This is a genomic window from Holdemania sp. 1001095H_141210_F2 (assembly GCF_015558105.1).
Taxonomy (GTDB): domain Bacteria; phylum Bacillota_I; class Bacilli_A; order Erysipelotrichales; family Erysipelotrichaceae; genus Holdemania.
In genome coordinates this window covers 218,008-243,592 of record NZ_JADNPO010000003.1, presented here as the reverse complement: position 1 = coordinate 243,592, position 25,585 = coordinate 218,008, and the positions used below count along the sequence as shown (strand labels likewise).

Sequence of the window (25,585 nt, the reverse complement as noted above, 5' to 3'; positions counted from 1 at the left end):
TTTAACACTTTAAGCTCTGGCACCACGCGCATAGCACGTGGTATCCACTTCGTATAATAAAACGCCGGCGAAACCCGGCGTTTTTTCTGACGTTATTTTTTATTGAGCCTGCGGACTTTTTACAATCCCCTTCGTTTGCGCAGTCTGACAGGCAGTTTTATTCTTTTTCACTGATTTTGGCCAACAGTTCCTTCGCCGCGATTTCCAGCGCATTGCCGCCCTTTTCCGGCAAGCCCAGGCCGGTGTAAATTTCACCCAGGAAAATATGTTGTTTCAGCAGCGCCGCAAACATCTGATCAATAATTTTCAGACATTCCGGCTGTTTCTGCATCGGCCCGAATGGATTGGCGAAGAAGGTGGTGGACAATCCTTTTTCCTGCGTCGTGCCCAAAGCGAACCGTTTGCCCTCAATAAAGGTCTGAACCGCTTCTTCCTTACTATCGAAAGCCCGCAGACCGCGCCGGTCGGTATAATTGTTGGCGTAGAGGAACAGATCAACCTTCTGGTCGGTGATGATCGTATCATACGGCGAAGCGGGGATGACGACACGCGCATTGGCGCTCTCCGGATTAAAGAAGATCGAACGATCCATATCGCGGTAAGCACTGCCCTTATCCAGATCATCCAGCCGGACAAACGCGCCGATTTCCGTGCCCTGAGCGCGGATCTGCCCCTGTTTATCCAGATGCAGCGAGCCCATGTCGTCGAAGATGATCTCCCGGCTGACGATCACATCCTCGCTTAAGTTGGTCAGCGCTTCGATCGTTTCCGACTTGCCCGCGCCGGAGTCGCCGATCATGATCACGCCTTTCTTCGTTCCATCCTGCAGCGTCAGATTGATCATCGCGCCATGCAGCGGCAGCCAGCCTTTTTCAATCATCGCCAGATTGTGCAGCGTCAGGATCATCTTCTTTAAATAACCGAAGTATTCGATCACATCGGCATAGGATACCTTGCCGACCCACATCGCATTGGCCTTATCATGATAGAAAACCGTATCGTTCTGACCGTCCGGATTGCCGAACAACAAAAGCAGATCCGGTCTGGCGCCGATGCAGTCCTCGTCGGAAGCCAGCTCAAACAGATTCGCCAGCGCCACGGCTCCGGCGGTAAAATCGCGGTGGAAATAAGTGTAGCATAACAAGGAGCCGACCTTTAACGGGAAGCACATCCACTCCTCATCGCCTTTAACCCACTCCGCCATCGGGTTCGCATCGACCTCGGTAAACATGCCCAGGCGCTTGTTGCTGCGGGGATGGATGATCAGCGGCGTGCGCATCATGATCGTATGCACAAACGGAATGTCGCACAGCTCGCGATACCCCTCCGGCGCCGGCCATGGGTAATCACGCAGCAGCAGGCTGGCGTTGGTTCCGGCCTGAAGCTGACGGTATACGCGGTTCTTCGAACCCTGGGTCTTCTGCTGGACCTTGCGGTAAAAATCCAGGATCATCTGATGGAATTTCGCGTCGGCCTCCATAAAGTTCGCCAGCTGCAGCCCTTCCTCATTGCGCGTATAAATGACGGAATAGCGCTGCATATTCCGCCAGAAATGATAACAATCCTCAATCACCGCCAACATCTTCTGACGTTCTTTAAAATACGGATGGGCGATTTCTTCCACCTCCAGCACCTGCATGACCTTTAACAGGCGGATCAGATCTTTTTTGACTTCTTCGATCGGAAGCCCGCGGCGCAGCCACGCAAACAGCTGGGGATTGGTATGGGAACAAGAATTTAAATATAAATCCAGAAACATCGAAAAACTTTCGCTCGACAACAGTTCCTCCGCTGTCGTGTAGTACGCTTTGGTGTAGTTGATCAACGCCATATTGCGTTTGAGATAAATCGCTTCTTTCATGCCGGGCCTCCTTCAACACCAGTCCATTATATCACTTTCAAAAAGAAATGAAAGTTCTTTCTTATCACTTTCATTTCTTTCATATTTTTTGTTATGTTTTCTTATATGATTTATGGTATGTTCGTCGAATCAGAGACAGACTGGTTTCATTCCTTTTCCAAGCGGCAGATCTGGCTGCTGATAGGAGGAAGAAAACAATTCTTCCCGCATTGGATACCAGGCGTCTGACCGCTCCGCTTTAGTCTATGCTCAAAGTCCGGCCGACGTCGCAGTTTTTTCAGTTTTGTCAGGGACGCACTCAATTCGTCTTTACCCCTACGGGTCCGCTGATGTTTTTATTTCATTCTGTTGGGGAAGGGTCAGCGGCGCTGGCGCACGACTTCAAAGCTGATCGCGGCGACGGCGCTGGTGCCGTTTAACGCACTGCGCACAGGCCGGGCATAGGGAATCACGATGTTCTGATCGCTCTGTTTCAGCACGTCGCGGCTCAATCCCCGCAGTTCGCCGCCGATCGCCAGCACAATCGGCTGGTTGAAATCGGCGTCAAAATAAGCAATCGCATCACTGCGCTGGGCACAGTATAAGACACACCTCGCCTGGCGGCATTGGCAAACCGCCGCCCCGAGATCCTCGCACAAACACCAGGGGAGCTGTTCGCTTGCGCCCGCGCTGGACTTCACGATCGTAGCCTGCGCACTCTGCCAGTCCCGGCTGCCCATCAGCACGCCGGTACAGCCGGCGGCATACAACGTGCGAAACGCATAACCGAGGTTAAACGGGTCTTCAATTCCTTCCAAAACCGCGACAAACGGCTTGGGATTTTCCAGACAATCCGAAACCGATTGATAGATCCGATCCCCTGCCAGCGCCAGAATCCCGCCATGCGTCCGGCCGGTCGCCTGTTGATCAATCTTCTCGCGCGGCCAGCGTTCTACCGGGATTTCTCGCTGGGCAGCCTGACGCAGAATAAACGCCGTATCCTTATCTTTCTTCTTCTGATCGACGACCAGCTTCATCACGGGACGGCGGCCCGCCATCATGACGGCTTTGACACTCAGCGCGCCTTCAAACCAGTTCATAGTTTACGCTCCTTCCGGCGAATCAAATCATACGGATGCAAAACTGCCGGAGTATTGATCCAGCAGCGCTGCAGCGGCTTATTGGCGATTTCGACGACCGCGCCTTCCTCATCCCTCATCGTTTCCAATACAAAGGGCGTATTTTCCAGATGCGGCCCAAAGGCTTCCAGCGTTTCCCCGATTTCAAAGTGATTGCGCACCTCGATGAGGGCTTGTTTGTCATCTGGATTGTAGTCCAGCACCTGCGCCAGAAAATCGTGAGTTACCCGCGAAGGCGCATTGTCGTACAAATGATCCTGCGGACCGGGAATGCCCGCCAGAAAGCCCAGGCAGGCAGGCCGGTTTTCTGCCCGCATCAGTTCGCGCTGAGCTGCCAGAACGGCCGGCTGCGGGTCTTCTTCAGGGTGCTCAAGAAGCCAGTCGATCAGTTTCCGGTAAGCCCGGACAACGACCGCGATGTAATAGGCTGATTTCATCCGGCCTTCTATTTTCAAGCTGGCCACGCCTGCGCGGATCATGTCATTAACATAAGCCGCGGCCATCAGATCTTTCGAGCCCATGGAGAACAACAGGCTGTCGTCGCTCAGCTTCTGCGCTCCGTTATAAAGATGATAGCGCCAGCGGCAGGACTGAGCGCAGCCGCCGCGGTTGGCGTCGCGCAGCGTCATCGCGTTGCTTAAGGTGCAGCGCCCGGAATAGTTCACGCACATACCGCCATGGATAAACGTTTCAATCGGGACTTCGCTGTGATCGCAAATCTGCCGGATCTGATCCATCGTGCATTCGCGGGCCAGCACAACCCGGTCCGCCCCCAGCTGTTGGTAAAACCGGACAGCCTGAGAATTGGTGCTGGACATCTGCGTGCTGAGATGAACCTCCAGCTTCGGCGCAACGGTTTTCGCATGCCGGACAATCGTCGGTGAAGCGACGATCACGGCATGCACGCCGATCCTTTCCAGTTGGCGCAGATAATCGTCCAGACCGTCAAAATCGTCTTCGTGAGGAATGATATTGACCGTCACATGGACATGCGCACCGTATTCCCGGGCAAAGCGTACGCCCTCGGCGATATCTTCGATTTCAAAATTACTGGCGCGGGATCGCAGCGAAAAGCGCTTGCCGCCCAGGTACACTGCGTCCGCACCATAACGGACTGCCGTTTTCAAACGAGCCAGATCGCCGGCCGGAGCTAACAGCTCAATCGTTTTTCTCATGCCGCGTCCTCCTTGGTTAAATTGGTCTTCTGCTGATAATAGCCGGAGCCGTAATTCAGATCAGGCCAGCGTTGCTTCAGCTGTTCTTTCACGACGGCCGGGTCCGCGCCTTCCAGCACCGCGCCGCAGGCTTTCCGGGCGTCGATCAATTCCGCATCGCAGGAAAACAGACTATCAAATGTAAAATGACCGATCCCGCTGGCTGCCAGCTGTGAAATCTGATCCAGCGAACAGAGCGTGCTTTCCATATATACCGCCGTGCCTTCCGCTTCTTCCAGAATCGGCATTTTCCCAGTTCGGGTTGCTTCAATTAAATACAGTTCACGACGATCATACAGATCGTCGATTGTCTTGCCGATCACCTGCAAATAGTTGGATACCAGCTTACGGCGCGAATAAGCCATCACCTGCCGCCCATGAATCTGCAGTTCCAGCCGGGCGCCGTCGGTCTTGCGGGCGATCGAGAGAATTTCTTCCAGCGTGATCTCCGCAGCCAGGACGACGCGGCCTACGCCCAGCTTTAGCATTTCCTGAATATCCCGGGAATTGGTCATCAGCGTATCCGGCGCGTAGATCAGTCGGTCTTTCAATCCCAACCGCTCCGCACTCATGAAAACCGCCGGATCCATATAAACAATTCCCTCCGGCTGCCAGGCTTGGATCTGCTTCAATTTCATTTCCATTTCCGCCAGTTCTTCTTCCATCCACAGGCGGTTGAAAACAATCTCGCACCGAAGTCCTGAAGCGTGAACGCGGCGGACTAACGCTTCGGCTTCAGCCGGCGAAAAACAGCGGGCGATGCGGACGGAGCAGCCTTCAACCCCAATCCGGATCGTCGTCATCCCGCTGTTTTTCATTTCTTCCAGCGACGCTGCCTGCTGCAGCGCCGCAATCCAGTTGATTTGTGTCATGTTTATCTTTCGTTCCTTTCCGCGCATTGGGACAGCTTGCGCTTTAATTATACGGTCAGGGTTTCAAAAGTCAATCATTCTGCGGGGTTGTGCGGTTTTTCACCGGGATTTAACATTGACGCTCAACGTTCTTTTTGTTAAAATATTCGAGATTGATAAGGGAGTAGTCACCGCGGACAACCGCGTTGCTAAGTCAACAACCTGACGAAGTTTTTTCGTCTGGCTTAGAGGTAATTGACAAGACTTGTCTGACGCTTGAGGAGAACAGCGTAAGACAGGTCTTCTTTTTTTATCGGAACCTGGGAAATGAAAGAGGAGATTGAACTATGAGCATTGAAGTCGCAGTTATTTTATTTATTGCCGGGGTTTTCCTGGTCGTCAAGGGTGGCGATCTGTTTGTCGACGCCGCCAGCTGGATCGCAAAAGCCTCCGGGATCCCTTCCTTTATTGTCGGCGCGACGATCGTCAGTCTGGCCACCACGCTGCCGGAGATGATCGTTTCGGTTCTGGCGGCGCTGCAGGGAAAAACAGAGATGGCGATCGGCAACGCGGTCGGTTCTGTTACGGCCAATACCGGCCTGATTCTGGCAGTGGCGATGCTTTTTATGCCGATCGCCATCCGGCGTAAGGATTACATCAAGCATTGCGGCTTGTTGATCGCTGCCGCGGCGGTGCTGCTTGGATTCAGCTTGTCGGGAGCCTTGAGCTTAGCCGGCAGTCTGATTCTGATCGCGATCTTTTTGATCTCGATGGCGGAAAATGTCCGCAATGCGATGAAGCAGCAGGAAGACAGCGAACGGATCCAGACAACCCGCAAAGAAACAGGACGACGGATCGTGATGTTTTTATTCGGAGCACTGGGTATCGTCGCCGGATCGCAGCTGCTGGTCAACAGCGGCAGTGCACTGGCTGCTTTCTTCGGGGTACCGGAACGAATCGTCGCCGTCACGATGATCGCGATCGGCACATCGCTGCCGGAGCTGGTCACCACGATCACCGCGATTGTCAAAAAAGAATCGAGCTTGTCGATCGGCAACCTGATCGGCGCGAACATTCTCGATCTGACTCTGATCCTGCCGGTTTGTTCTTTTGTTTCCGGTCAGGCGCTGCCGGTTTCCGCGCAGAGTCTGGCAGTGGACATGCCGGCGTGTCTGCTGATCACCATGCTGGCGCTGCTGCCGTTGCTGCTGAAAGAAAAGGGATCAAAAATGCAGGGCCTCAGCTTGATTTTAGGTTACTCGCTGTATCTGTTCTTTGTTTTATAAGTTTCATTTGACATCCGGGTACTTTCGGGGTATATTCTTCACAAACAGAGTAGGTTCCTGCGCGTTAAGTGCTTTCTGAACGGGGAGTTGTCAGAAGGACGAAAAGGTTTCTTGCGGTGCAGGTTCCGCATCCCGCTGACCCGAAAATCGAAGGCATGGCCTTCTCTTTTACCTGTCAGAGGGAAAAGAGGAGGTTTTTTTATGGCTCAGTTTTCCAAAGCTCTCTTTTCTCATCCGTTTTCCCATGCTTACTGGCAAGAAGCGTCCGCCGAAACGCGCCGTGTCCGGATTCTCGCAGTCGCTGCGCTGTGCATGGCCTTAAAAATGGCCATCGCTTCGTTTCGGATTCCGGTGGCCGACAATCTCTATGTTTATTTCACGTATCTGATCACCGCTGTGCAGTGCGCGGTTTGCGGACCGGTCGTCGGCGTGCTTTGCGGCGGAATCGGCGACCTGATTGAATTCGCGATTCATCCCAACGGCCCCTTCTTCCCGGGCTACACGTTATCGAGCATGGCCGGCGCGTTGATTTTCGCTTTATTTCTTTACCGCACAAAAATTACCGTGCTGCGTCTTGCGCTCAGCCGTCTTTTGATCAATCTGTTCGTCAATGTCGGTCTGGGATCCTTATGGAGCTACATGTTATATTCCAAGGGTTATCTGTATTATTTCGCAAAAAGCCTCGTCAAAAACACGATTATGCTTCCGATTGAGATTGTGCTGCTGGTGTTGTTTTTCCGGATGTTGATCCCGTATCTGGAAGGGAAAAACTGGATCGCACCGCAGGGAGAGAGGAAATTACCCTGGTGGTAAACAGAATTGAGATTCGCTAAGAAAATTGATATTTCTATGCGTGAGAACAGGCAGCGATGAGAAAAACAAACACTGGCTGGACAAAGTTAAGCTTTGCCGGCCAGTGTTTTCATCTGGAATGATAGACGCACCTTAAGTTATGGCTGATTGTTCATAGATTGAAAATCTGGGATAGTTTAAATGAATTTCATTGATCTTGAAAGTCAGATCTGCGGATCCAGGAAAGTCTAGTTTCCTTCATTAAGATTGACTTCGTTATGCAGTGCCGGATAAACAAACTCGCCGAGAATCTTCACTGTAATCTGCGTCTCAGCAGCATCTGGAAATTGTTGTTTAAGTTTCAGAATTGTTTCTATCAAAGCTTCTTCTTCCTCTAAAATGTCCGCAATTTCTTTGGCTTGCATTCCCTTCTTTGCCTTTTTCAACGTGATTGTAACGATCTTCAACAAAGAACCAAGATCTTTGCCCTGTTCTCTGCCTTGTTCCATGCCCTGTTCCATGCCTTGTTCTCTGCCTTGCTCAATGCCCCGTTCCATGCCCTGTTCCAGCCCCTGCTTTAAGGCCAGTTCGCGAGCTTCCTTTACAGCCCTTTCCCGTTCCTCACGGATTTCTGTATTTCGCATCAGTTCTCTGTCCAGTCGCTTTGTTTCCCACATGTACTCGATCATGCTCATCGGAATCTCCATCATTTTCTGCACCGCCCTTCTGCATCCTTCATCCATCGCTATGATCTGTTGAATCCACACTTCTTTTTCAGGATCACCCGCAAATTTCAACACCACACGCCACCGATCCAATGGCGTTAAATCCTTGACCGGAATTCGCTGTAAATATTCTACTCCCGCCAGCTCAATAATATTCACTTGAATATGTTTTGTCAAGGTTCTTCCTGTTTTTTCACCAACTAAATGGAAAACATCGTTGCTGATATCCCCCTCGCCAAAAAAAGAAAAATTCGTGATCATCATGACCCGGACTGGTTTTAATTCACGGTAATCTTTTCCTTTTGTTTTCTGCCCGGATAACAGCCGTGACAGATAAAAAACTATCCGGATACCCTGATCCACGGGATTTCCATTTTGCTGGATTTCCAGATCAAAATAAATTTCATCATTGATCATTCCGCAAATATCATAACGAATCGCTTTCATCAGGGGATGCCCCACACTTTCTTCACCGGGAAACAAACATACCTTTTTGAAACTGGGATCAATAGCCTGAAACAGACAGGAAAGACACAATGTATCTTCCGGATTTCCAAGCACCGCTTTAAATACCCAGTCATCCATCAGGGAAATCCTTTTATGCTTCAGTTCTTTCCGCTTTCGTAGATCGATGGACATTCAGCCACCTCCTCTACAAGTTAATATTGCGGTAATTTTAAAAATGCCTTCCTCCTTTCCAAGAAAATTTTACTTTTTTCGAATTCTTGACAGAATGTTTTGTAACTATTTTCAAAACACATTCCTTGAATCTGAAATTGTAAACAAAAGAAAAGAGAATAAAAGATAAAAAAGGATTGTTCCCCGGTTTAAAGCAGACTGGACATTTTTTAAAGATCAGGCCGTATAAAGTTTTCCATAATGCTTTATAGGCCTGATCTTTTTATCTTTACCCGGCTGCAAGCAAGAACCTGAAAAAGGGCTTTCAATCTTTGCCTTGTTTATTCCGGCTGCCAAAGCGTCCGGATTTTTGAATTTCCCGCCACCCCCACTGAAACAAAGCGAATCCGATCGCTGCGCCAAGACTGTTCATCAGCACATCGTCAATATCCGCGATCCGACCAATGAAGAACTGAATAATTTCAATCGCGGCTGAACATCCTGCGCCGCATATCACAATTCCTTTCCAATGACGGATACGCGGACAAACCGCAGCTAATAAAAAACCGCCTGGAATAAACATCAGAACATTGGCCATCAACTGCTTTGGAATATGCCAAATTTCAAGCAAGACTGACTTTCCACTTTGAAGTTCCTGAATCATTTCCCCTATCCATTGGAAAGGAATCAGATTCCAGGCAGAAAACGGATGATCAGAATAGGGACCGTTCAGCGTCACTGAAAATATAAAAAACAACCAGGCCGCAAGACAGGTCGCTCCGCATAACGCCCACAGCCTGCGGTTTTGCCATCGGAATATCATGATGGCAGCCGACATCACGATGGTCATTTCCAATAAAAATAAGCCGATTCTTGCGAATAAATTCATTCCGTCATGCTCCTTCCAACAAACCTTTAAATACACGCCTGAAAGCAAAAGAAAAGACAGATTTCCTCGGCGAATGGGAAATCTGCCTATCAGCCCGGCCTTCCAATAAAAATCCCCTCCGGGAATTCCGGATACAGAAATTTCCTACAAGCCGCCCAGCTGACTCACGGCGCCGCCCTCCGTTACAATCTTGCCATATTGATCGTAAACACCCCAGGCGTCCTTCAGCTCGCTTTCTTCAATTTCATCAAAAAATTTCAGCTTGAAGTGATGATATCCCTTGGTATACTGCGTATAAACCAGATCTGCCCGCGGCGCGCTCAGCTGGATATGACTTTGCCCCTCGAAGGTTGTCTTCGTGATTGTCACGCCCGCTAACAGCCCTACCCGCTTATAGGTTCCATCCTGAGCGGAAATCAGATTTCCCAACGAATAAATACATAACGTATCGTCGATCCATTCGATCGGCTGAACGACATGCGGATGACTGCCGATGATGAGATCGACGCCCAGATCCGCCAACAGCTGCGCTAAACGCCGCTGTTCAGCAGTCGGCTCATGCGTGTACTCTTCGCCCCAATGCATCGCCACCATCAGGACGTCGACTTCCCCACGCGCCTTGGCAATGTCTTCCGCCAACATTTCATCCGTATATACATTGACCAGATATTCCTTGCCTTCCGGCACCGGAATTCCGTTGGTCCCATAGGTATATGAGAGCAGCGTATAGCTGATCCCGTTGATTTCACGAATCCGCAGTTCTTCCCGGTCATCGAACGAGCTGTACGATCCGGCTGTCAGCGCGTTTTGGTTTGACCAGTAATCCAGTGAATTCAGGATGGCCTGCTCGCCCCGGTCCAGCGTGTGATTGTTTGCCAGTGAAACAAGGTTAAATCCCAGCTTCATCATCGTATCGCCGAATTCCTGCGGCGAGTTAAAGCAAGGATACGTCGACAACCCCAGTTCCGTTCCGCCTAAAATCGTTTCCTGGTTATAATACTTCAAATCATAATGATTCGTAACGCGGTTCAGCGTACTCATCATATCGGTAAAATCATAACTTCCCTCAGAAGTCCTGGCATCGGCATACACTGCCCCATGCAGCAGCGCATCTCCCGCCATGATCAGCTCGGCCTTTTCCACAACCGGCGTCGGCTGCGGCGATAGGGTCGGCTGCGGCGTAAAGGCAACCTGCACCTCGCCATCCCGGGGTTTCTGCACCGTAATCACAGCCAGCACCATCAATAAGGCGCCCAAAATAATCAACAGTGCAATTACCGTGCGCATCAGATTTTTCATCGTTTGTTTCTGACTCATAACATTTCTCCCATCGCTGGTCTTATTATACCTTTTTTTCACTGCCCGCTTGTGTTTTTCGCTGACAATTAAGATTTTTGTAAGGTTTTAACGTTTTATTTGAACAACATGAACCGGACAGACTTCCTGACAACAGTAGCAGCGGATGCAGCGGCGGCGGTCGACGACAGCCTTGTGCTCAGTCAGCGTCATCGCCTGAACCGGACAATCCCGCACGCATTCTCCGCATCCCAGACAGCGCGAAGGGTCCGGCTTGGGATAGGGCGCAAAATGCCGGCGCAGCGCTGCCAGCGGGGAAGGAATCAGCTGTATCAGACCTTTCATCGTTTCCGGCAGTCTGAAATCACTGCGGCATAAACTTTCCCAGGTTTCTTCCAAAGCAATCAGCTCAATCTCAGCTGGATTCACCAGCCCGAGTTTCACAGCTTCCCGATGAACAGGCGTCCAGTCAGGCTCAACCCCAAACAGTTTCAGCGCACCATAGTCCAGCGCAAAGGGATCCTTCGCCGCTAACAGACGCTGACCGTCATACCGCTCGCCGCCGCTGGGACCGTTGCCCTGCATGCCTTCGATGGCATCCATCAGACACAGCCCGGGTTTGACATTTGCGCACAGCTGGCATAAAAAGCGGCAAAAGGATTCACGCTTAGCAAGACGGGCATGCATCTGCGCCTTCACCAATCCCGGAATGACGCCGAACATATTCTTCACCGCACCGCTGGTCACAGTATAGCTGTGACTTTTGAACTTGCAGCAGTCGATGATCAAATCTGCCTGAGCAACGCATTCCAGTATCGGCACCGGCTCGCTGAGGACGTTTAATCCGCTTTCAACGCTGGTCAGATTTTCATTTAATGAACATTGTTCCTCTTGTGCCAGCGCCCGCAGTCCTGTTTTCTGATATACCCGCCGGATTGAATCCAGCGTGAACCGGCCGGCCGGACTGTCAGCCAGCGTCACGATCCCGCCGCGGTTATGAACGTAGCGAATTAATGCCCGCAGGACCTCCGGGTGCGTCGTTGTGAATTCCTCCGGCGCTTTCGCCGACAACAGATTCGGCTTGATCAGCACGTTCATGCCTGGCTGAATCAACGTATCCGCGCCGATGGCCGTCATTAACAAATTCAGTTGTTTTCCGATTAATTCCTGATCATAACCGGCGCAGCGCACAGCCGCGACCTTCTGTTTTCCACTCATTTACCTCACCTCACAAGAAAAGGGCTTAACAGCCCTTGCTTTGATACACGACCTCGCCGTTAACCAGCGTCATTTTCACAACTGCCGCCGGATCCAGCGCAGGCATCCCGTCAAACAACGCGATATCGGCATCCTTGCCCGCTTCAAGCGAACCGATCCGCTGATCGCAGCCGATGATTTTCGCCGGATTGATCGTCAGCATTGCGATCGCCCGTTCAACCGGCGCTCCATACCGCACGACCTCGCCAGCCTGTTCGACGATCAGCCATGGATGATAGACCGGACCATCCGTCATGATCGCGCACAGCACGCCGCGCCGGTCCATTTCAACCACGCTGTCGATATCAATTTTAATCGACTCGCCGAACCCTTTGGCCACGGCAATCGGACCGAAAATCACCGGACAGCCGGCCGCCACGATCGGTTCCATATAATCGGAAGCACCCCACGCATGATCGAGCGTGAATTCAAAATTGAATTCCTTTGCCAGTTCGATCACGGTGATCATATCAAACTGCGTGCAGTGCATTTTGACTGGCATTTCATGCCGCAGCACCTTTGCGCCGTTCTCCATCGCGGGATCCCATTTCGGCATTTTTGCCGGATCGTTCTTCGCTTCTTCCTGCTTCTTCATGTATTCCTGAACATCGCGGAAATACTGGCGCAGCACGCTGGCTACGCCCATCCGCGTCATCGGCGTCTGATTGCGCTTGCCATAAACGCCCTTCGGATTGCCGCCCATCGCCGCTTTCAGCGCGACATGCCGGTTGACGCACATCGACTCAACTGTGCCCTGACCCGCGCTTTTTACCGCGCAGACCACGCCGCCGATCACGTTGCCGCTGCCCGGAGCGATCGCGCTGCAGGTTACCCCGGCGGCCAGTGCTTCCTTAAAGGAAGGCGACAGCGGATCGATCCCGTCGAACACTTCAACTTCGGCAGTCACATTCCTGACCATTTCATTGACGTCCTGCGCCCCAGTCGCAATCTCAAACCCGCCGATATGACTGTGTGCATCGACGATCCCCGGAATGGCCGTCAGTCCCGCAGCGTCGATGACTTCAGCGTCTTCGCAGTCCAGCTGTTCGCCGATCGCCGCGATCTTGCCATTTTCTATTAAAATATCGCCTTTTTCCAGCGTGCCCTGCGGCCCCATCGTCAGAATCTTGGCGCCGCGGATCAATCGTTTCATCACGCTTTTTCCCCCTTTACTATTTCCCCGGAAATAACGACAATTTCCGGCAATGCGCGGAAGGTTTCCAGCGGATTTCCCGACCAGACCACGATGTCGGCATCCTTGCCCTCAGCCAGACTCCCGATCCGATCCGCCACGCCCAACAGCTGCGCCGGAATGCTTGTCAGCATTTTCAGCACATCCTCACTGGACAGATCGGCACCTAAACGCCGCGCCTGCGCCATCAGGCCGTGCGCGTTCCACATCAGGATCTCCCGGCCCGGTGAAACCGCATCGCCAAAGGCGCTTAGCGCCACCGGCTTGCCCGCTTTGATCAGGGAAAACAGCGCGGCATAGTTCACCGCCGCATTGTACTTGTTAAACCCATCGGTCAGATCGCCCAGAATGAAACCACAGTCCTTGTCCAACAAACTTTCATTCAGCTGATACAGATTCGCCAGCACCAGCTTAACCGGCATGTTTTCAAACAGTTTCAGGACTGCGTCGGCTTCCGCTTTCGTGTTGCAGCTTAAGATCAGCGGCAGCTTGCCTTCCAGCACCGGCTTAAACGCCTGAACCTTCGGATCCTTCTGGTCTTCGTCTTTCTCAGAGCCGCACTTCGCGATCAATTCACGCAGCGCGGAAAAGATCCCCATTTTTGTCATCGGAGCGCTGTTGCGCGGACCATAGGTCTGCTTGACCTTCTCATCAACCGAGCCCTTCATCGCGGCGTTTGCCTTGACGCACATCGTCTCCGTCGTTCTGCCATACGCCTTGAACACCGCCGCGCTGCCGCCGAGAACATTGTTATTGCTCGCAGCGACGCCCGCCGCCGTAATTCCATAACCCCACAGCTCCTGATACATCATACTATCCGGATCAAACGCGTAAACGACGTCCAGCTGCGGCGTCAGCGGATCGCTCGTTTCATCGTTGTCGCGCGCCTGCCCGCGCCCGGCCGCCGTGCCCCAGCCGCTTAACGGATCGATCCAGCCCGGCATGACGCACTTTCCTTCCGCGTCGATCACCTGCGCCCCCGGCGCCTTCAGATTCTGTCCGATCTGAACAATCTTGCCCGCGTCGATCAAAAGATCCGTATTCGCTAATACCTGACCTGAACCATCGTGGACTTGGCCATTTCGTATTAAGATCAAATCATTACCCCCATTCTTTTTCTGTCTGTTTCCATTATAATGATTTCTTCCGCACTTTCCTAGCCTGCGATGAAGTTTTTCCAACAACTTCCCGCCTGCGGAAAATAAAAAAAGAAGATCTCAATCTCTTTTTCAGAAATCTTGATCTTCCCCATTAGCTGAACATGAGACTCTTCGAATAAATTCCTTTATCTCGTTATTGCTTTCCTTTGCTTTAAATAATAGACGCCACAGGTCATGCCTGACACGATTGCGATATAACTGACAACCAGCTGCATGCCAACGCTTTGAATCATATAACTGAGATTCGTTGAGAAATAAGGATCGATCAGGGCTTCCGTGATTTCCGGCGTGCTTTTCAGCACAGCGTCGATCTGCGGAGCGTAAACAAACACATTGAGCACATACACCGCCAGACTTCCCAACAAGATCAGCACAATCGTTTTCAAAACAATGTGCATGATCAGTTTTCCGGATTGAAAAAACAGCTTTGTCCCGCCTTTCAAGGCTCTCCATGCGCTTTGATGCGTTTCAATCATTGAAAACAGCGTCAGATGATTGATGCAGTTAAGAAAGATCACGCCCACCCCCAGCAGCGCGGGCAATACAAGAAGGACTGCCCCCAGATGGATCATTGCCTGGAGGGCAAAGACGCCGCCGGCCAGAATCAGGCCGTAGATTCCAAATAACGGAAGCAGGGACTTGAGATAACCTGTGAACTGGCTGAAATCATGGAGAGAATACGGTTCGTCATGCAGTGCTTTCAGCATCAGTAAATCCAATCCGAACAGAAAAATCAGATTGATCGCCAGCGTTGCGGCCAGCGGGATCAGATTATTGTTAAACTGCTGCGCAGCCAGCGAGATCAGCGAGCACAGGCAAGCCACGGCCAGACAGTATTTCATTAAGGGCAGCCGATGCCGGACGATCGCAGCGCGGGCAGATTCCAAAATTACGTTCATCTCGCTGTGATTCATGCCGTGATCGCAAGGAAGTCTTTTTCCTGTGACTGGACGACGCCCTCTTTCAGCAGGCGGATTTTACGGCTGTTGGCATTGACGACCAGAATCGGACAAATCATGGAAACCTTATGATTTTTAAAGAATTCCAAATCGACGTCGACTAGCGGATCGCCCGGATTCACCCGCTGATCCAAAACGACATGCGCCGTAAAACCTTCACCTTTGAAATTCACGGTATCTAATCCCAGATGGATCAGATATTCGTTGCGATCATCCGCCTTGATGCCGATTGCGTGGCCGGTCGGAAAGACCGCGACGATCTTGCCCGCCACTGGCGACAACACCTTGCCCTCCAACATTTCCAACGCAAATCCATCCCCCATCGACTTACTTGAGAACACCGGATCGGGAACTTCTTCCAGCGTCATCAGCCGGCCCTTGAACGGGGCGGCGAAATCTGTCGGTTTGGGCTTGAACAGATTTTTAAACATGACCATCACTCCTCACTTTTGTACAATTTCCCCATGCAGTAGGTTGCCTGAATTTCAAAAGCATCGTTGACGACAAGAATATCGGCGTCCTTTCCTGCTTCCAGACTCCCCTTGCGGTCCTCCACGCCGATATATCGCGCCGGATTTTCCGCCGTGATCTTCATGATCTCATGAATGGACGGATGGACGTTGGCGATCAGGTTGCGGATTGATTTGATATAGCTCAGTTCCAGATTCCGCACCGCCTTGTAATCATGAATATCAACGTGTTCCTCGCTGCCGTCGTCATTGCGCAGAATCAGCTCGTCGCCGTTGGGAATAAACGTCTGCTTCCGGATATAATGATACTTTTCTTTTTTTGTCAGCGCAATCCCGCCGCAGTCCGTCGTCATGATAATTTTATCCTTGCTTTTTAAACGCCAGGTCAGGGCGAACACTTCCGGCCGTACGGTCATGCCGGTCTGCTTCGCGAATTCGCAGTTCAAATCGTCGAAATACAGCGCTGCGCCAGCCACCCCCGGCTCCCGGTGATGCAGCCCGCGCATGCCGCTGAACATGTGGGTTACGCCGCCTAAGCCATATTCCTTCAGATCCCGGATGCAGTCGAAGGTCGCCGCGCTGTGGCCGATATTGATCTGAATGTGATGCGCATGGCAGAACTGAATCAATTCTTTCGCCCCCGGAAGCTCCGGCGCCAGCGTCATCAGACGGATGATCTGCGGGTGGGACTGAGCGTCCATGAACCGCCGCATGATCGTCATGTCCGGGTCGATGCAGCAATCTTCCCGCTGCATGCCCTTGTACTCCTTATTGATAAACGGGCCTTCCAGATGAACGCCCAGCAGCGTCGCGCCGTCCTCTTTCTGATGATCGACAACCCAGCTGGCATTTTTGATGCCCTCAACCAGATCCTCGACCGGTTCCGCCCCGGAGGTCGCCAAAAAACTCGTCACCCCCTCATACGGCAGGTTTTTCTTCATTTCCTGTATCGAATGGACAGATTTATCGTTGTTGAAGCTGCCGGTGCCCCAGCCATGAATATGCTGATCGATAAAACCCGGAAGAAGCAGATGATCGCCATAATCAATAACCTCGGCGCCGACGGGCACTTCCGTAGAGAATCCCCGGATGACCTCACCCTCCACTTCCAGATAACCGCTGCGGCAGATCTGATGGGGAAAATAAATTCTTGTCGATTTCAAAAACATCGCTTAATCCCTCTTTTCCAATGTCCAGTAATCCTTGTTGACCTCCATGAGATCGTCCAGCACCGCCTTCGCCTTGTCAAAATCGTTGACGGTCCGATTCAGCGTCAGCGCCTGCAGCGCCTTGGTATAGTCGTTTTCCATCCAGGCCTCGCAAGTCAGTTCTTCATAGGCATATTGATTTTCCATCAATCCTTTATAGAATGTTTTCACCGGGCCGTACGGAATTCCCCGCACACCATCTTTCCCCAATGTTCCGGCGACTTCCACAACGGCTTCCGCCGGGAAGTTGTCAATCAGTCCCGTGTTGCGCGTCATCACGATGAATTCCTGATTTAAGTCATAGGCGATGGATTCCGCCACCTCAACCATCATTGAACCAAACACCGGTGAGGTCAATACCGGAATCCCGCCCAGCTCGGTTTTTCCTCGAGCCAGCGCGCAGACGTCCCAGACCTCTTTTTCCCGGGTCTGGATCGTCTCATCAGCGCGGGTGAAATGCGGATCGCTTTCTTTCACGATCTCGTCCGCGTAGAAATAATATTGCAGATATGTCGTCGGGATATATTCTGAAACACAGTTCATCATCTTGTTAACGCGCAGATAGGTATCCAGCCAGGACTTTGTGCGCTGTTCCGCATTGTAAGGCTTAAAATCATGATTCATCAGGTAATCACGCAGCGTATTAAAATAGTCATGACCTTCCGTATCGTAGAGCGCGGTGAACCAGCCGAAATGATTCAATCCGAAATACCGGGCCCGCAGCGTTTTAACGTCGACGTTGAGGATCTTGGCAAAGCTGACCATCATCGAATACGGCTGGTCACACATATTGATCAGACGGTGATCGTCAGGATATAACCGATCCAGCGCCAGACCGACGATCGCCGCCGGATTGGTGTAATTGAGGATCCACGTTTCTTTGGAATATTTGCGGACGCAGTCGACCATTTCCTTCATCCCGCCGATTGAACGCATGCCATAGGCGAAACCACCCGGGCCGCAGGTTTCCTGTCCGACCAGTCCATATTTCAGCGGGATCTTTTCATCATACGAACGCATCGTGTTCTGACCCACCCGCATCTGACAGAAAACAAAGTCGCAGGCGCAGTAGGCTTCATCCATATCGCCGGTCACCACGACCTCAGTTTCCGGGGAAAAGGTATGCAGCAGCAGGCGGCAGTAATCTTCAATTTTGCCGAAGCGATTCAGGTCCTTATCAAAAAAGATGACTTTCTTTACCGGGAACCGGTCTTTCATCTGCATCAGCGTCCCGATCAAGGCCGGCGTCCGGCAGCTGCCGGCTCCGGAAATAGTTATCGTGTACGGTGTTCTCCTCATGCGTGCCGCCCCAGTTCATCGTCAACCGCATTGCGGACAAATTCGACTAACGGTCCGAAAACAATGTGAATATGCTTGGTCGTCGGGAAGAAGATTCCGGCGCACCCGGATTTTTTCAAAAGATCTTTGTCAATCTTCTTGTTGTCGTTGATATCAATCCGCAAGCGGGTAATACAGTTGTCGACCGTGCCGATGTTGGATGGCCCGCCCAGCGCTTCGATCACAATCTTCGCGATTTCGTCATACCGCTTTTCCCGGATCAGCACGTTATCCGCGGACGGCTCGTCTTCCCGTCCCGGCGTCTTGACGTCAAATTTGACGATCCACCACTTGAACAGGAAGTAATAAACGACGAAGCTGATCACGCCGACGATCACGATATTGATCCAATGGGAATTCTTCATCATGACGCCGAAGATGACAAAGTCAAACACCGTGCCGCGGATATAGCCGACGGCCGTTCCCATGAAATAGAGAGCCAGCGAGCCAAGCGTTCCGATCAGCGCGTAAATCACATACAGTGCCGGCGCGATGAACAGGAACGTAAATTCCAGCGGTTCGGTCACATTGCCCAGCGCCGCCGTCAGCACCGAGGTCAGAATCAGAGACTTCGCCAACGCTTTGTTCTCCGGATACGCGGTCTTGTACATCGCCAAGCCGATTGCCGGGAAGACGAACATCGTTCTGACCATCTGATTCTGCGCGCCAAAGCGGGTCAGCTCCGGCATCAGCGCCCAGTATTCGCTTTCCGGTCCAAGATTAAACAAAATTTCATTCATCGCATCAAGATAACCAATGTAAGTTTGGCCATTGATCACATACGTGCCGCCGGCTTCCGTGAAGCGCAGCATCGCGTTCCAGACGTGATGCAGACCAAACGGAATCATCATCCGGTTGACAAAGCCTGACAGCACCGGTCCGAGAATCTTATGCAGAAGCAGGCCGGACAAGCTGCTGCAGAAGGCAATGAAATATTGCCAGAAGAACGGCAGAATCAAACCGATCACCACCGTCACGCCCATCGAGATTAACGGGACGGATTTCTTGCCGGAGAAGAAGGCAAATGCAATCGGCAGTTCCAGATTATAGAACTTGTCGGAAGCCCAGGCGGCGACCAGACCGGCGATGATGCCGCCTAAAACGTTGACGTTTAACGTCTGCATACCTAAGACCATCGCCTGACCCCCGACGGCGATATTGCCTTCGGTAATCAGCTGTCCTGAAGCTGACAGCCAGATTTTCATCGTGATCAAAAGAATCAGATACGCCATCACGGACGAGAAGACCGCGATTCCCTTATCACGTTTCGCCATCCCATAGGCGACGCCCATCGCAAACATAATCGGAATGTTGCCGAAGATCAGATCGGAAATCTGACGGATGCTGGTAAAGATCAGCTTGACGGTTGGATTGCCCAGAAAGGGCAGCAGATCGATCATGTACGACTGGGTGAATGCCGCGGACAAGCCCAGCAGTAAGCCCACCGGCGCCATAACCCCGATCGGCAGCAGCAGTGATCGACCGAAACGTTGAATCTGCTCACTATACTTTTTCATAGCAGTTCCTCCCTGCCTACTAAATTACCGGAGATTGAAAGCGATTTCAATAAAACAACCGGTTATTTCCGACAGTCTTTTTTACTCTGGTCACTGAAAATGACCACGGTCACAAATCCAGGCAAAAAGCTTACCTGATCGAAGAGCACAAAAAAATAACCACGGACAGTCCCGCGGTTAAAGTTCTTTTTCAATTTACCTTCGAATAATTTAAAGTCCTGTTTTATGCTGACGCAGCTGCTCGACCTGAACATAATGGACTAACAAATCCACGACCGCGAACATGCCGATCCGCGTTACGATATCGTCGATTTTGGTATCGGTCGTGCTCGAGGAACAATACAAAGCCAGATCGCTGTACTGGACCAGCGGACCGTTGACAAAAGCGGTCAGCGTGATCAAAGCGTTGCCATACGCCTTGACAACCTTCGCTGTTTCCACGATAATCGGCGTCTTCCCGGACAGTGAGATGGCGATCAATACTTCTTCATGCGTCATCTGCCGGGCAATGATATTCAGCAGGTTGTAATCCGGAATGTTGATGCACTTGACGTTGAGCGTCAGCAGCAGATGCTCCAGATAGCTGCCGACTGCTTTGGACGTCCCGCGGGAAATCACATAGACACATTGCGAATTCACGATGGACTGCGCCGCCTGCCGCATGGTTTCCGGTTTGTTAAGCTGCATCGTTTTCGTCACGTTGCCGGTGATCTCGGCTTCCACGGATTCCACGCTCGCAGCCGGCAGCGTCTCTTTCGCCCGGTTTTTCAGGAAAAAACGCAAATCGTTATACCCTTCAAAGCCCAGCTTCTGCGACATGTTGATCACAACGGTTTTGGACACACCGCATTGATCCGCCAGCTTCTGACACGTCATTTTTGAAATTGTCTCGGGATGGTCCAGAATATAGTGCAGCAGCGTCCGCTCGCTGCCTGTCAGCAGATCGTAATTATTGGAGTAAAAATCCATCGTGATTCCCCCTCGCTGAATGTGATTGGACATATTATACCACGAGATGAAATCCAGAAAACAGCCTGTTCTGACAACCTGTTCTTTTTTCTGTCCTCCCTTTTCCCCGATTCAAAATTTCATCCCTCTTCCTGTCATTTATCCTTCATTCCCCGGCGGCTTGTGATAGAATAGACGATAGATGGGAGAGAAAGCATGAAAAAAGTACAGATTCAAGATTTTATGGATTATCGCTATCTGGGCAGCCTGCAGGTCAGCCCCGATCAGCAGCACGCGGTATTCACCGTCATCACCGGCGATCAAGATGCCGACAACTATCCTGGCAATTTGTGGCTGCTCGATCTGGCCACTCAAAAAACACGCCAGTTAACCTCCGGCGGCGAAGAAAAGAAAGCGATCTGGTGGGATGACGAAACAATCGTATTCACCGGCTGCCGCGATCCGAAACTGAAGGAGAAAACCGCAGATGGCGAAAGCATGACGGTCTTCTATAAGCTGAACATTCACGGTGGGGAAGCTGTGGAATGGTTCCGTCTGGCGATGCCGGTCGGCAGCTTCCAGAAAGTCAACGACAACCAGCTGATCCTGTCGGTTGCCTACCGCGCGGACGGCATGAATGATTTTGAATGCCAAACCGACGACGAGAAAAAGAAATGGAAAAAAGAACGTGAATCGCACAAGGATTACGAATGGTTCGATGAAATTCCGTTCTGGGCCAACGGTCAGGGTCTCACCAACATGAAGCGCACGCGCCTCTATCTGCTGGATCTGGATACCCGGGCGGCAACAGCGATCTCCGAACCGTCCGCCAACGCCTCGATCGCGCACATTCAGGACAACAAGCTGCTTTATATCAGCAATCCGATGAACTCCGTCCGGGAAATTCCAAGCTCGCTGCATCAGTTCGACTGCACGACAAAAAAAGATCTGACGCTGATTCCGGATCATGAGGTCAACGTCAGCTGGGCTTTCTATATCAATCACAAGATCATCGCCGCGATCTCGGATTTCAAGGAATATGGTCTGCATCAGCATGCCACGCTGTTTGTCGTCGAGGAAGATCAGCAGCGTACGCGGTTAGTGCATTATGACAATTCCTACGGCGCCTCGCTCGGCTCCGACTGCATTCAGCAGTTCGGCACGGCGGTCAAAGCGTATAACGACAAGATCTATTTCAGCTGCACCGATGAAAACGACGGCTGTCTGAAATGCTTCGATGAACACGGCCAGCTGCAGCGCTTATCCGGTTATCATGGCGGAATCGAGGACTTCGAGGTCACGGACGAGGGGATCGTCTTCATCGGTCTGCGCGATCAGAAGCTGCAGGAGATCTACTTCCTGCAGAATGAAGCGGAAACGCAGCTGACGCATTTCAACAGCGAGTATCATGCGGCCACCGCGGTTTCCCCAATCGAAAAAATCGAGTTCTACAACGACGGTATCCGGCACGAAGGCTTCGTGATCAAACCGGCCGATTTCGATATCAACAAGAAATATCCGGGCATTCTGGAGATTCATGGCGGTCCGAAAGGAACCTTTGGTCCGGTTATCAATCATGAAATGCAGGTCTTCGCCGCCAACGGCTATTTTGTCTTCTATTGCAACCCGCGCGGTTCTGATTCCCGCGGCAATGCCTTCGCCGATATCCGCGGGCGTTTCGGGAAAGAGGATTACAGCGATCTGATGGCCTTTACCGACGCGGTGCTGGCGCAGTATCCGCAGCTGGACGGCGAACGTTTAGGCGTGACCGGCAGCAGCTATGGCGGATATATGAGCAACTGGATCATCACGCAGACCGACCGGTTTAAGGCGGCGATCCCGGAAGCTTCCATTTCCAACTACGTCACGAAGTTCTTATGCACCGATATCGGCTTCACCTACAACATGGACAATCAGGCCGCAACCCCATGGTCCGATGTCGCGCTGGTATGGGAACAGTCGCCGCTGAAATATGCCGACCGCGTCAAAACACCGACGATGTTCATTCATTCCGATCAGGATTACCGCTGCTGGATCGCCGAACCGATTCAGATGTTCTACGCCCTGAAGCTGCATGGCGTGGAAACCCGGTTCCTGTTGTTCCATGGCGAGCACCATGGCCTGCCGATCTTTGGTAAGCCGTCGCACCGCATCCAGCGCTTAACCGCGATGGTCGAATGGTTCGACAAACATTGTAAATAAACCGAAAGGGAGAACGCAAAGCTCTCCCTTTATCCATTTCACCTGTTTTGTCGTCTTCTATTTGACCGTCGATCAGGCTATAATAGGAAGTATAAGGAGTGTGAATATCATGAAGCAATCCCCGATGGAAACGGTTTATCAGTCGATGATGATCGGCTTAATGTCTGTGGTCGCCGCTTCGGCTGTCGTCTTCCCCGTTATTTTCCTGACTCAGTTTCACAAATATCGTAAAGAAAGCGCAGCCAAAAAAATTAGACTGTCAATCCAGACTGAAAATGAATCCGAATAAACCGGATTCATTTTTTATTTTCACGCATTTCCCGTTATTGGAGCTTGATTTTGCAGGGCCTCAAATTCAGCCCGCGTTATGGAATAACATCGGCAATCCTTAACCTCGCCGGTATACAACCGCACTTTCTGCCGGATTGTTCCCTCATAATGAAAGCCGTTCTTTTCGATCACTCGCCGCGAACCCCAGTTCTCTACGAAATGATCCATCGCGATCAATTCCGTTCCCGGATCGTCAAATAGATGCCGGATCATCAGACCGACCGCTTCCGTCATGATACCCTAATTCCAATATGCTTCATCCAGTGCGCAGCCGATCGTCTTCGCCGCCAGGTTGCGCCGCGAAGTATCGACGCCCGCGCTGATCATGCCGACGACTCGCATCGTGGATTTCAGCACAACCGCAAACGCGTCGGGAGTGGTCATCATCCGGCTTAAGATCTGACTGCTTTCTTCTTTACTTTGATGCGGCCGCCAACCGGCCTGCGGCCCCACGGCTGGATTCTTTGCGAAAGCGTAAAGATCCTCCAGATCCTTCCTATCCCAAGGTCGTAACCTGATTCTGTCGGTTTCCATTTCCATTCGCTGATTCCCGCTCCTTTCAAAAGAAAGCCGTCAACCAACGGCTTTCTGAATTCAGACTTATTTGTAATTCGCGTACGTGAATTCCGCGGCGCTCGTCAATTCCGGAACGTCTCTCGGCGTACCGTCAAGATTGACCGCAACCGGCAGACAGTCGCCGTTTTCAAACAGGAAGACCATCGGCATATCTTCGCTCATCAGCCGCTGAACCTCGCTGTAAGCCTTGGCCCGTTCTGCATCGTCGTCAGTTTCAACGCCAGCCTGCAGCGCGGCATCCATTTCCGGATTGTTATACAATCCGACGTTGGTTCCGCCATTGGAAGCGACGCGTCCGGCAACACCGGAGACATCCGGTCCCTGATAGCCTGCCAGCATCGTCATATCAAAGTTGGAATTGGTAATGACTTTATCCTGCCATGCCGCCATTTCCATGATATTCAACGTGACGTTGATGCCGATTTCCTTCAGGTTTTCTTTCACGATCTGCGCGATATCCTTAAAGTTTCCGCTTTCAAAGATATCCATCGTCATATCGAAATAGAACCCGTCGTCGCGCAATGTATAACCGGCTTCTTCAATCAGCTTCTTCGCCGCTTCTACATCGCGGGCCGGCATCGTGTACTGTTTATCCAGATACTTGCCTTCCCATAACGGCGAGATGAAGTATTCAGCTAACGCCCCGGTTCCGTTGGCAACCCGATCGTAAATGCCCTGACGGTCAACGCCCATCGCGACAGCCTGGCGCAGACGAACGTCCTTGAAGATGCTGGTTTCCATGTTGAAGGTAATATACGTTCTGTTGATCGACAGATAGTGGAAATGCTTATAATTCGGATCGTTGTCCAGTTCATGCTTATTCGCCGTCGGAACGCTTACGCCCAGATAGTCAACTTCGCCGTTCAGGAAAGACTGATAAGCCGTCGTCTGATCCGGAATGACCTGGAAGATCAATCTTTCGATTGTCGCTTCCGTTCCAAAGTAATCTTCATTTTTAACCAACGTTGTCCCAATCCCTGCGTCATACTTTTCAAACTTGTAAGGACCCGTTCCGACTGGATTCCATGTCGCCGGGTTGGATACAAAGTCAGAATAAGCCGGATCATTCCAGATATGTTCCGGCATGATGAACGTCGCATACCAGCCTAATTTAGGAACGATGCCGACGTCGCGCTGGCTGAGATTCAAAACGACGGTATTGTCATCCGGGCATTCAATCGAAGTCACTGCTGCCAGCGAATCCGATTTTGTCCAGGAATTCTGTTTCATCGTATCAAACGTCCATTTGACGTCTTCCGAAGTAAACGGTTCGCCATCATGCCATTTCACACCTTCCTGTAAATGGAAGGTTAGCGTCAGACCATCTTCGGAAAACTCCCAGCTCTTTGCCAGATCCGGTAAAATCTGGTCGTTTGCATTCAGCTTGATCAACCGGCTGTAAACGTTCTGATTGATTTGATAAGCATAGTCATCAGACTTCATATCGGGATTAAAACTTTGCGGATCCCCGTTAACGGCATAGATTAAAACATCCTGTGCCGGTGTTTCCCCTGTTGTCCCATCCTTGTCGGTTTTCTTTTCATCGGTGCCGCAGCCCGCCAGCATTAAACACGCAATCAATAAGGCTGTCAGCAGTTTCGGTAATTTTTTCATACCCTTTCCCTCCTTGCGTCTTCCTTCATTTTAGAAGAATATAGTTTGAGTTTACACGGAGGAAAAGCGAACGTCAAGATGATATTTTACATTTATTTCAGTAAATGTATATTTCTATCATTTTCTTTTGAAACATTTTTCAATTCTTATTGAGCAAAGCAAAG

21 protein-coding genes, 1 pseudogene and 1 riboswitch are annotated in these 25,585 nt (G+C 51.3%); of the genes and pseudogenes, 4 read left to right on the top strand and 18 right to left on the bottom strand.

From position 1 onward, the window contains the following. Positions 1 to 157: 157 nt before the first annotated feature. The 4 genes from I2G61_RS03575 to I2G61_RS03560 all read right to left on the bottom strand — a co-directional run bounded on the left by I2G61_RS03575 (position 158) and on the right by I2G61_RS03560 (position 5,065). Positions 158 to 1,861: a hypothetical protein gene (locus tag I2G61_RS03575; protein ID WP_195547927.1), complete on the bottom strand. Its 1,704-nt coding sequence runs from the start codon at positions 1,859 to 1,861 to the stop codon at positions 158 to 160. A gap of 359 nt (positions 1,862 to 2,220) precedes the next feature. Continuing rightward, positions 2,221 to 2,940 (bottom strand): RNA methyltransferase, encoded by a 720-nt coding sequence (locus tag I2G61_RS03570; protein ID WP_195547926.1) that lies wholly within the window; start codon positions 2,938 to 2,940, stop codon positions 2,221 to 2,223. Next, positions 2,937 to 4,154, bottom strand: a complete 1,218-nt coding sequence (locus I2G61_RS03565; RefSeq protein WP_072685901.1) for a U32 family peptidase — start codon at positions 4,152 to 4,154, stop codon at positions 2,937 to 2,939. Before I2G61_RS03565 ends, I2G61_RS03570 begins: the two co-directional genes overlap by 4 nt. After that, positions 4,151 to 5,065 carry a peptidase U32 family protein gene (locus I2G61_RS03560; RefSeq protein ID WP_195547925.1) on the bottom strand — a complete coding sequence of 305 codons (915 nt, stop codon included), beginning with the start codon at positions 5,063 to 5,065 and terminating at the stop codon, positions 4,151 to 4,153. Before I2G61_RS03560 ends, I2G61_RS03565 begins: the two co-directional genes overlap by 4 nt. A gap of 326 nt (positions 5,066 to 5,391) precedes the next feature. On the opposite strand from I2G61_RS03560, the gene I2G61_RS03555 reads away from it, so the two are divergent. Further along, positions 5,392 to 6,330, top strand: a complete 939-nt coding sequence (locus I2G61_RS03555; RefSeq protein WP_195547924.1) for a calcium/sodium antiporter — start codon at positions 5,392 to 5,394, stop codon at positions 6,328 to 6,330. A 43-nt stretch (positions 6,331 to 6,373) separates the two neighbouring features. After that, positions 6,374 to 6,470, top strand: a riboswitch (THF riboswitch). Positions 6,471 to 6,531: 61 nt separating this feature from the next. Further along, positions 6,532 to 7,143: a folate family ECF transporter S component gene (locus I2G61_RS03550; RefSeq protein ID WP_072685895.1), complete on the top strand. Its 612-nt coding sequence runs from the start codon at positions 6,532 to 6,534 to the stop codon at positions 7,141 to 7,143. Between the two features lie 227 nt (positions 7,144 to 7,370). On the opposite strand, the gene I2G61_RS03545 is transcribed toward I2G61_RS03550, so the two are convergent. The 12 genes from I2G61_RS03545 to I2G61_RS03490 all read right to left on the bottom strand — a co-directional run bounded on the left by I2G61_RS03545 (position 7,371) and on the right by I2G61_RS03490 (position 20,720). Continuing rightward, entirely contained in the window at positions 7,371 to 8,432 is a 1,062-nt protein-coding gene (locus I2G61_RS03545; protein WP_195547923.1) for a PD-(D/E)XK nuclease family transposase, read from the bottom strand. 358 nt (positions 8,433 to 8,790) lie between these two features. After that, positions 8,791 to 9,354: a VanZ family protein gene (locus tag I2G61_RS03540; RefSeq protein WP_195547922.1), complete on the bottom strand. Its 564-nt coding sequence runs from the start codon at positions 9,352 to 9,354 to the stop codon at positions 8,791 to 8,793. A gap of 144 nt (positions 9,355 to 9,498) precedes the next feature. Continuing rightward, positions 9,499 to 10,671 (bottom strand): CapA family protein, encoded by a 1,173-nt coding sequence (locus I2G61_RS03535; RefSeq protein ID WP_195395970.1) that lies wholly within the window; start codon positions 10,669 to 10,671, stop codon positions 9,499 to 9,501. An 87-nt stretch (positions 10,672 to 10,758) separates the two neighbouring features. Continuing rightward, on the bottom strand, positions 10,759 to 11,868 hold the full coding sequence (locus I2G61_RS03530; protein ID WP_195547921.1) for a DUF362 domain-containing protein: 1,110 nt from the start codon (positions 11,866 to 11,868) through the stop codon (positions 10,759 to 10,761). A gap of 25 nt (positions 11,869 to 11,893) precedes the next feature. Continuing rightward, positions 11,894 to 13,060, bottom strand: a complete 1,167-nt coding sequence (locus I2G61_RS03525) for an amidohydrolase family protein (RefSeq protein WP_195547930.1) — start codon at positions 13,058 to 13,060, stop codon at positions 11,894 to 11,896. Then, complete coding sequence (locus tag I2G61_RS03520; RefSeq protein WP_072685885.1) at positions 13,060 to 14,196, bottom strand: amidohydrolase family protein; 1,137 nt, start codon at positions 14,194 to 14,196, stop codon at positions 13,060 to 13,062. Before I2G61_RS03520 ends, I2G61_RS03525 begins: the two co-directional genes overlap by 1 nt. Positions 14,197 to 14,384: 188 nt before the next feature. Next, positions 14,385 to 15,158, bottom strand: a complete 774-nt coding sequence (locus I2G61_RS03515; protein ID WP_139248673.1) for a hypothetical protein — start codon at positions 15,156 to 15,158, stop codon at positions 14,385 to 14,387. A gap of 11 nt (positions 15,159 to 15,169) precedes the next feature. Beyond that, positions 15,170 to 15,649, bottom strand: a complete 480-nt coding sequence (locus I2G61_RS03510; protein ID WP_229100661.1) for a PTS glucose transporter subunit IIA — start codon at positions 15,647 to 15,649, stop codon at positions 15,170 to 15,172. A gap of 5 nt (positions 15,650 to 15,654) precedes the next feature. After that, a complete protein-coding gene (gene nagA, locus I2G61_RS03505; RefSeq protein WP_195547919.1) occupies positions 15,655 to 16,857 on the bottom strand; it encodes an N-acetylglucosamine-6-phosphate deacetylase in 1,203 nt (400 codons plus the stop codon). Positions 16,858 to 16,860: 3 nt separating this feature from the next. Then, on the bottom strand, positions 16,861 to 18,195 hold the full coding sequence (locus tag I2G61_RS03500; protein ID WP_072685877.1) for a 6-phospho-alpha-glucosidase: 1,335 nt from the start codon (positions 18,193 to 18,195) through the stop codon (positions 16,861 to 16,863). After that, positions 18,192 to 19,751: a PTS transporter subunit EIIC gene (locus I2G61_RS03495; RefSeq protein WP_072685875.1), complete on the bottom strand. Its 1,560-nt coding sequence runs from the start codon at positions 19,749 to 19,751 to the stop codon at positions 18,192 to 18,194. Before I2G61_RS03495 ends, I2G61_RS03500 begins: the two co-directional genes overlap by 4 nt. A gap of 210 nt (positions 19,752 to 19,961) precedes the next feature. Next, positions 19,962 to 20,720 carry a MurR/RpiR family transcriptional regulator gene (locus I2G61_RS03490; RefSeq protein ID WP_072685873.1) on the bottom strand — a complete coding sequence of 253 codons (759 nt, stop codon included), beginning with the start codon at positions 20,718 to 20,720 and terminating at the stop codon, positions 19,962 to 19,964. A 195-nt stretch (positions 20,721 to 20,915) separates the two neighbouring features. Here I2G61_RS03490 and I2G61_RS03485 point away from each other — a divergent pair, with 195 nt between their 5' ends. Both I2G61_RS03485 and I2G61_RS03480 read left to right on the top strand, forming a co-directional pair. After that, positions 20,916 to 22,901: a S9 family peptidase gene (locus I2G61_RS03485; protein ID WP_072685871.1), complete on the top strand. Its 1,986-nt coding sequence runs from the start codon at positions 20,916 to 20,918 to the stop codon at positions 22,899 to 22,901. Between the two features lie 109 nt (positions 22,902 to 23,010). Next, positions 23,011 to 23,190 (top strand): hypothetical protein, encoded by a 180-nt coding sequence (locus I2G61_RS03480; protein WP_072685869.1) that lies wholly within the window; start codon positions 23,011 to 23,013, stop codon positions 23,188 to 23,190. Positions 23,191 to 23,210: 20 nt separating this feature from the next. Here the strand turns inward: I2G61_RS03480 and I2G61_RS16335 are convergent. Then, positions 23,211 to 23,765 (bottom strand): annotated as a pseudogene (locus I2G61_RS16335) (GNAT family N-acetyltransferase). Positions 23,766 to 23,831: 66 nt separating this feature from the next. Continuing rightward, positions 23,832 to 25,421 carry an ABC transporter substrate-binding protein gene (locus tag I2G61_RS03465; protein ID WP_072685863.1) on the bottom strand — a complete coding sequence of 530 codons (1,590 nt, stop codon included), beginning with the start codon at positions 25,419 to 25,421 and terminating at the stop codon, positions 23,832 to 23,834. Positions 25,422 to 25,585: the final 164 nt, after the last annotated feature.